The organism is Streptomyces lycii (genome assembly GCF_009735685.1).
Taxonomy (GTDB): Bacteria; Actinomycetota; Actinomycetes; order Streptomycetales; family Streptomycetaceae; genus Streptomyces; species Streptomyces lycii.
Genome location: NZ_WHPN01000426.1, coordinates 73522 through 79835, shown reverse-complemented (window position 1 = coordinate 79835; position 6314 = coordinate 73522). Strand labels below are relative to the sequence as shown.

At 75.6% G+C, this 6314-nt stretch carries 4 protein-coding genes; 2 read left to right on the top strand and 2 right to left on the bottom strand.

The features are described from left to right. A partial coding sequence (locus GCU69_RS31350) for a DUF4192 domain-containing protein (RefSeq protein WP_156207890.1) occupies positions 1–1241 on the bottom strand: 1241 nt, incomplete at its 3' end. 145 nt (positions 1242–1386) lie between these two features. Between GCU69_RS31350 and GCU69_RS31345 the strand changes: the two genes are divergently transcribed. Both GCU69_RS31345 and GCU69_RS31340 read left to right on the top strand, forming a co-directional pair. Then, positions 1387–3552, top strand: a complete 2166-nt coding sequence (locus GCU69_RS31345; protein ID WP_156207889.1) for a RecQ family ATP-dependent DNA helicase — start codon at positions 1387–1389, stop codon at positions 3550–3552. 1203 nt (positions 3553–4755) lie between these two features. Beyond that, positions 4756–5391, top strand: a complete 636-nt coding sequence (locus GCU69_RS31340) for a hypothetical protein (RefSeq protein ID WP_156207888.1) — start codon at positions 4756–4758, stop codon at positions 5389–5391. Positions 5392–5614: 223 nt separating this feature from the next. On the opposite strand, the gene GCU69_RS33325 is transcribed toward GCU69_RS31340, so the two are convergent. Then, on the bottom strand, positions 5615–6295 hold the full coding sequence (locus tag GCU69_RS33325) for a hypothetical protein (RefSeq protein ID WP_170315986.1): 681 nt from the start codon (positions 6293–6295) through the stop codon (positions 5615–5617). Positions 6296–6314: the final 19 nt, after the last annotated feature.

Genomic DNA, 6314 nt, shown 5'->3' with positions numbered 1-6314 from the left:
CCGCGGCCGGCGGACTGCCGCCGGGGAGACCCGTCCGCCCGCGCGGCGATACGCTCGGCGCGCTCCTGCCGCAGACAGCGGCGCAGCAGTTCCGGGTCGAGCCCTTCGTTCGCCCCTTGGTGCAGCAGCCGGGCGAACACATACTCCGGATCGGTGTCCAGGGCACGCCCCAGCGCCGACCGGGCGCCCGGCTCGTCGCCGGTCGACCAGGCCACCCAGCCCGCCAGGGTGAGCGGGGCGACGGCATGGTCCGCGTAGGCGCCGACGCAGCGGCGGGACAGGGCGCGCCAGAGCCGCAACGCGGGATCCGCTTCGGGTCCTTCCATCCATTCCGCGGCGCGGTCGCGCGTCGTCCGGTCCTGCAGGCCGAGGATCACGGCGGCGGCCTCGTCGTGCGCGAGCAGGGCGTCGTCCCGCGCGTCGGCCTTCCGCCGGTCGGGGTCGGGACGGGCGGCTCCGAGCCGGCCGATCAGCGTCCCGGCGAGGGAGATCGTCTCCTCCCGTACCGTCTCCCGGTCGGTGTCGCCGAGCATGCGCGGCACGAGCTCCATCGCCGCGGCGTCGAACGCGGCCTCCTGCCGCGGCGCCTCGGCCGTGGTGAGAGGCGCGAGCCTGGCCTCCATCTCGCGCAGCGAACCGCGTACTTGAATACCGGCGGCCGTCGCCGCGGCCGCCATCACCGAGGTGCCGGGCGGGCCGAGCGGAGTGCCCTCCTGCGGACAGCACCTCACGTCCGGGCAGACGTAGGACCAGAAGCGTCCGCCGGAGAGGCACAGCGCCTCCAGCACCGGGACGTCGAGTCCTCCGCAGGCGAGGCGCAGCCGCTGGGCCAGGGGCCGGAGCCGTTCCATGACGGCCTGGGCCGACTCGCTCCCCGCCGGGTCCCGGCAGAGGAAGACGATGATGCCGTCCGGCCGGCCGCCACGCTTCTCGCTGCCGCGCACCAGGCATTCGGCGAGCCGTGCGGACACTTCGAGCCAGTCGTCCGGGTCGCCGGGGATACCCAGCCGGAGCCGTCCGCCGAAGCGGCCGCGATCACCGTGCACGGCGACGAGGACGATGCTGTCGTCGGGATGGAAACCCAGCAGATAGGGAAGCGCGTCCGCCAGTTCGGCGGGGCTGCGCAGCGTGACCTGCTGCTCGGCGAGCGGCCCGAACGGCTCGCACGGTTCTGCGCGGCCGGAGGGGTCGGCGCGGCCGGGAGGGTCGATGTGGCCCGATGGGTCGGTGTGGTTCGTCATGCCCCGAGGGTGTCGGCCGGCGATCCCATTCCACCACCCCTGTGGATAACTAAGACATATTGTCCTACTAACTCTGTGGATACGACTGTCCACAGGCCGGCACCGCCGGTCGCGCGATGTCCGAGGCATCGGGTTGCATGGGGGCATGAGCAACGAAGATCTCCGCGCCTCGGCCGACGCCGTGCTCGCCCGCCTCGTCGGTGACCCCTCCGGCAACGCCCGGCTCCGCGAGGACCAGTGGCGTGCCATCGAGGCACTGGTCGCCGACCGCCGCCGGGCGCTGGTGGTGCAGCGCACCGGCTGGGGCAAGTCGGCGGTGTACTTCGTGGCGACCGCGCTGCTCCGCGCCGCCGGCAGCGGGCCCACCGTGATCGTCTCCCCGCTGCTCGCCCTCATGCGGAACCAGGTCGGTGCCGCCGAGCGGGCCGGGATCCGGGCGCGCACCATCAACTCGGCGAACACGGAGGAGTGGGACGCCGTCCAGGCCGAGGTGGCGGCCGGCGAGGTCGACGTGCTCCTGGTCAGCCCCGAACGGCTCAACAACCCCGATTTCCGCGACCAGGTCCTGCCCAAGCTGGCCGCGAGCACCGGCCTCCTGGTCGTCGACGAGGCGCACTGCATCTCCGACTGGGGACACGACTTCCGGCCCGACTACCGACGGCTGCGCACGATGCTGGCCGATCTCCCGCCCGGCGTCCCCGTGCTGGCCACCACGGCGACCGCCAACGCCCGCGTCACCGCGGACGTCGCGGAGCAGCTGGGCACGGGCGAGAGCGCCGCGGAGGCTCTCGTCCTGCGCGGCCCGCTCGACCGGGAGAGCCTGAGCCTCGGAGTGCTCCCGCTGCCCGACGCCGCGCACCGGCTGGCCTGGCTCGCCGACCATCTCCACGAGCTGCCGGGATCCGGAATCGTCTACACCCTCACGGTGGCCGCCGCCGAAGAGGTCACGGCGTTTCTCCGGCAGCGCGGGCACACCGTCGCCTCGTACTCCGGCAAGACCGAGGACGCCGACCGCCGCGCCGCCGAGGAGGATCTGCTGGCGAACCGGGTCAAGGCCCTGGTGGCCACCTCCGCGCTCGGCATGGGCTTCGACAAGCCGGATCTCGGGTTCGTCGTGCACCTGGGTTCTCCCTCCTCGCCGATCGCGTACTACCAGCAGGTCGGCCGGGCAGGGCGCGGAGTGGACCACGCCGAGGTGCTGCTGCTGCCCGGCCGGGAGGACGAGGCGATCTGGCGCTATTTCGCCTCGCTGGCCTTTCCCCCGGAGGAGCAGGTGCGCCGCACGCTCGATGTGCTCGGCCGGGCGGACCGGCCGCTGTCGCTGCCCGCCCTGGAGCCGCAGGTCGAGCTGCGCCGGTCCCGGCTGGAGACGATGCTGAAGGTCCTCGACGTGGACGGTGCCGTCCGCCGTGTGCGGGGCGGCTGGACCGCCACCGGACAGCCCTGGGCCTACGACGCCGAGCGTTACGCCTGGGTCGCGCGGCAGCGCGAGGCGGAGCAGCAGGCCATGCGTGACTACGCCGCCACCTCCGGCTGCCGCATGGAGTTCCTGCGCCGCCAGCTCGACGACGAGGCCGCCGCCCCGTGCGGGCGCTGCGACAACTGCGCCGGCGCCCGTTTCACGGCCGAGGTGTCGCCCGCGTCCCTCGACGCGGCCCGCGGTGAGCTGGGCCGCCCGGGCGCCGAGGTCGAACCGCGGCGGATGTGGCCGACGGGTCTGGCAGCCGTCGGCGTCGACCTCAAGGGCCGCATTCCGGCCGGTGAACAGGCCGCGCCCGGACGGGCGCTGGGGCGGCTGTCCGACATCGGCTGGGGCAACCGGCTCCGCCCGCTGCTGTCACCGCAGAGCGCGGACGGCCCGGTTCCGGCCGATGTGGCCGATGCCGTGGTGACCGTTCTCGCCGACTGGGCCCGGGGCCCCGGCGGCTGGGCCTCCGGTGCGCAGGACGCGCCGGCCCGGCCGGTGGGCGTGGTGACCGTCGACTCCCGCACGCGTCCCCGACTCGTCCGGTCTCTCGGCGAACACATCGCCGCGACCGGGAGGATGCCCTTCCTGGGCACGGTTTCCTACACCGGCGACGGAACCGGTCACCCCGTTCCGCGTTCCAACAGCGCCCAGCGCGTACGGGCCCTGCACGGTGCGCTCACGGTGCCGGCTCCCCTCGCCGAGTCGCTCGCGGCCGCCGGCGGGCCCGTGCTGCTCGTGGACGACTTGGCGGACACCGGCTGGACCCTCGCGGTGGCCGCGCGGCTTCTGCGCCGGGCCGGAGCGGGCGGGGTGTTTCCGCTGGTCCTGGCCGTGCAGGGGTGAGAAGGGACGGGCCACGGCGGCGGGTTGGCCGTATCCGGCGACCGCCCGCCGCCGGGCTGCCGCCCGACCAACACAGGACGCCTCTGGCCCGCCGCCCGGCCGGCACAGGCCACCACCGGGCCGCCGCCCGGCACGGGCCACCGCCGGGCACCGCTCGCCCGGCACGGGCCGCTCGTCGGCCCGCAGCCGGTCGGTCACGTGGCGGTCCGCCGGCCCCTCACCGGCCCACCACCGCCCCGCACGGCACCACCCCCGGCCCCCGCCCCGAGGCGAGCACGGGGCGAACACCAAGCGGCGCGACGCGAGCACCGGGCGAGCGCGACTCGGACACCAGGCGGCACGGGCAGACACGAGGCGGCCCAGGGGTGGGCGTCAAGCGGGCACCGGGTGGCGCGGGGTGTGCACGAGGCAGGACCAAGCCGCACGAAGACGGATGCCAGGCCGGCGGAGGCGGCACGAGGCGGACACCAAGTGGCGCGGCGCAAGCACGGAGGGGGCGCGAGGCGAACACCAGGCGGCGCGGGGCGGACGCAAGGCCGACACAGGACGGACGCGGGGCGAGCACGACGCCGACACGAGACAGAAGCGGGGCAGAGCGGGGCGAACACAAGGCGGACACGGGACGGAAGGGGGGCGACGCGCGGCGAGCGGCGAGCGGCGAGCAGGAGGCAGATTCGGGGCGTGCACGAGGCAGGCAGCAAGCGGCACAAGGCGGACACGGAACGGACGCCCGGCGAGCATGAGGCGGATGCAGGGCGAGCGCGAGGCAAGCACCACCGGCGGCGCCACGCGGACACAAAGCGGCGGCGCCACGCGGACACCGAGCGGCGGCGCCAGGCGGACACAAAGCGGCGCAGGCAGAGCACGAAGCAGACGCGGGTCGGGAGCTGGGCGAGGGAGCTGGGCGAGGACCAGCGGCGGTGCGCGAGGCGGGCGCCAAGCGGCCTCGCGGGGCGAGCATGAGGCAGGCACAAGGCGGGCAGCAGACGGGCGTGGGGCCGTCCCTGGTGCGGACCGTCTCCTTCCGTACCCCGGCTTCGATTGCTCATTGCCGAAGGACCCCGCACCAGCGAGAATTGAATTCACCCCGCATCCGCCGCACCAGCGGCCCGGCCCTGCCACACCGGCGGTGCGCGTCCCGCACCGGTCCGTGCGGCATGCGGCTGCCGCCGGTCGGGCCGTCGCGTATCTGAAGGGAGGACTGTGACCTCCGGCTTCGTCCCGCCACCGGCCGTACCGCTGCCGCTGGCCGCCGACTCCGCCTCCCGTCCCGGCCGCTTGCTCGAGCCCGCCGAATGGGCTGCCGCGGGGATACCGCTGCTGCGCGATCCCCGCGACGTCGTCGCCGGGCTCCACGAGCGGCACCGGCCGGTACCGCCGACCGCGGTGGCCGCCGTCCTGGACGCGGAGCAGCGGGTCGTCGCCAGCGCCTCTTTCCGGCATCCGGAGACCGGCGCCGACGGCTGGGTGTTCCGCAACGCCCTGCTGGCCCGGCTGCGCCGGATCGTCCCGCACGACCTGCGGCGCCGGACACCGGTCCGTACCGCTGTGCTGCTCAACTGCCGCACCGGGAACGGCGCCTGGACCGAGGAGGACGGCGCCTGGATGTGGGGGCTGCGCGACGCCTGCACCCTGCACGGGCTGCGCTGCGGCGCGTACATCACGCTGACCGCGGAGGGCTGGCAGGTGCTGGGCGAGGGACGCGGCGGCCGCCGTCCGTTCTCCGGCTCCCCGGTGGAGAACCAGCCCGGGGAGCCGGAGAACGGACGCGCTCCGGTACCGCCGCGGCGCACCGGCGGGGGCGCGCCCGAGGCGCTGCGCCACACCGCCGCGCGCTGACCGGCGACGGCCCCGGCAGCGACGGTCCCGGCAGCGACAGTCAGGGCGGCGACGGCGCGGGCACCGACGGCCCGGCAGCGGCGGCAGCCCCGACACCTGCGGCCCGGCAGCGGCGGCAGCCCCGACACCTGCGGCCCGGCAGCGGCGGCAGCCCGGGCACCTGCGGTCCGGGCGGCAGCAGCGGTCCGGGCGGCAGCAGCGGTCCGGGCAGCGGGTGGAACGCTCAGACTCCGGCGCCGACCAGGGAGTTGATCCGCTTCGGGTCGCCGCAGACGATCAGCAGCGCCTCTGCCTTGGCCATGGCCTGCGGCAGAGCGCGCGTCGCGGCGTCGTCGGCACCGCCGTTGACGGCGACGACCACGACGGGGCGTTCCGACGTGCGTCCGGCCGCCGAGGCGTCGGCGTAGAAGATGTCTTCGCGCGCGTCGTGCTGGGCCCAGTACGCGTTCTCGCCGAACGACAGCTCGTGCACGGCCCACGGGTGCTGCTCGCCGGTGGTGAGCACCAGGACGTCGCCCGGGGCGCGCCCGGAGTCCAGGAGCAGGTCGACGGCCTCCTCGGCGGCGTCGAGCGCTCCCTCAGCGGAGGCGGGAATCAGCTGGACCTGCGGGCCCGGCGACGCGGAGCCGGCCGCCCGGGCGGTTCCCCCGGACGGGGCCGGCCCGGCGGACGCCGCGGATCCGGCGGAAGGGGCCGGTCCGGCGGACGACGCGTCGCGGGGGCCGCGCTGGGCCGGGGCCGCGGAGCCGCGGGACGGACCGGGGGGACCCGGCCGCTTCGGGACGGGACGGGGGCCCGGACCGGGGACAGGACGGGGGGTCGGCGCGGTGCGGCCGGCGGCCGGCGTGGCGCGGGGACCCGGGACACTCTCGTGAATCTGAGGCTCCTCGGGGATGAGAGGCATGGCTGATGTCTATCAAACG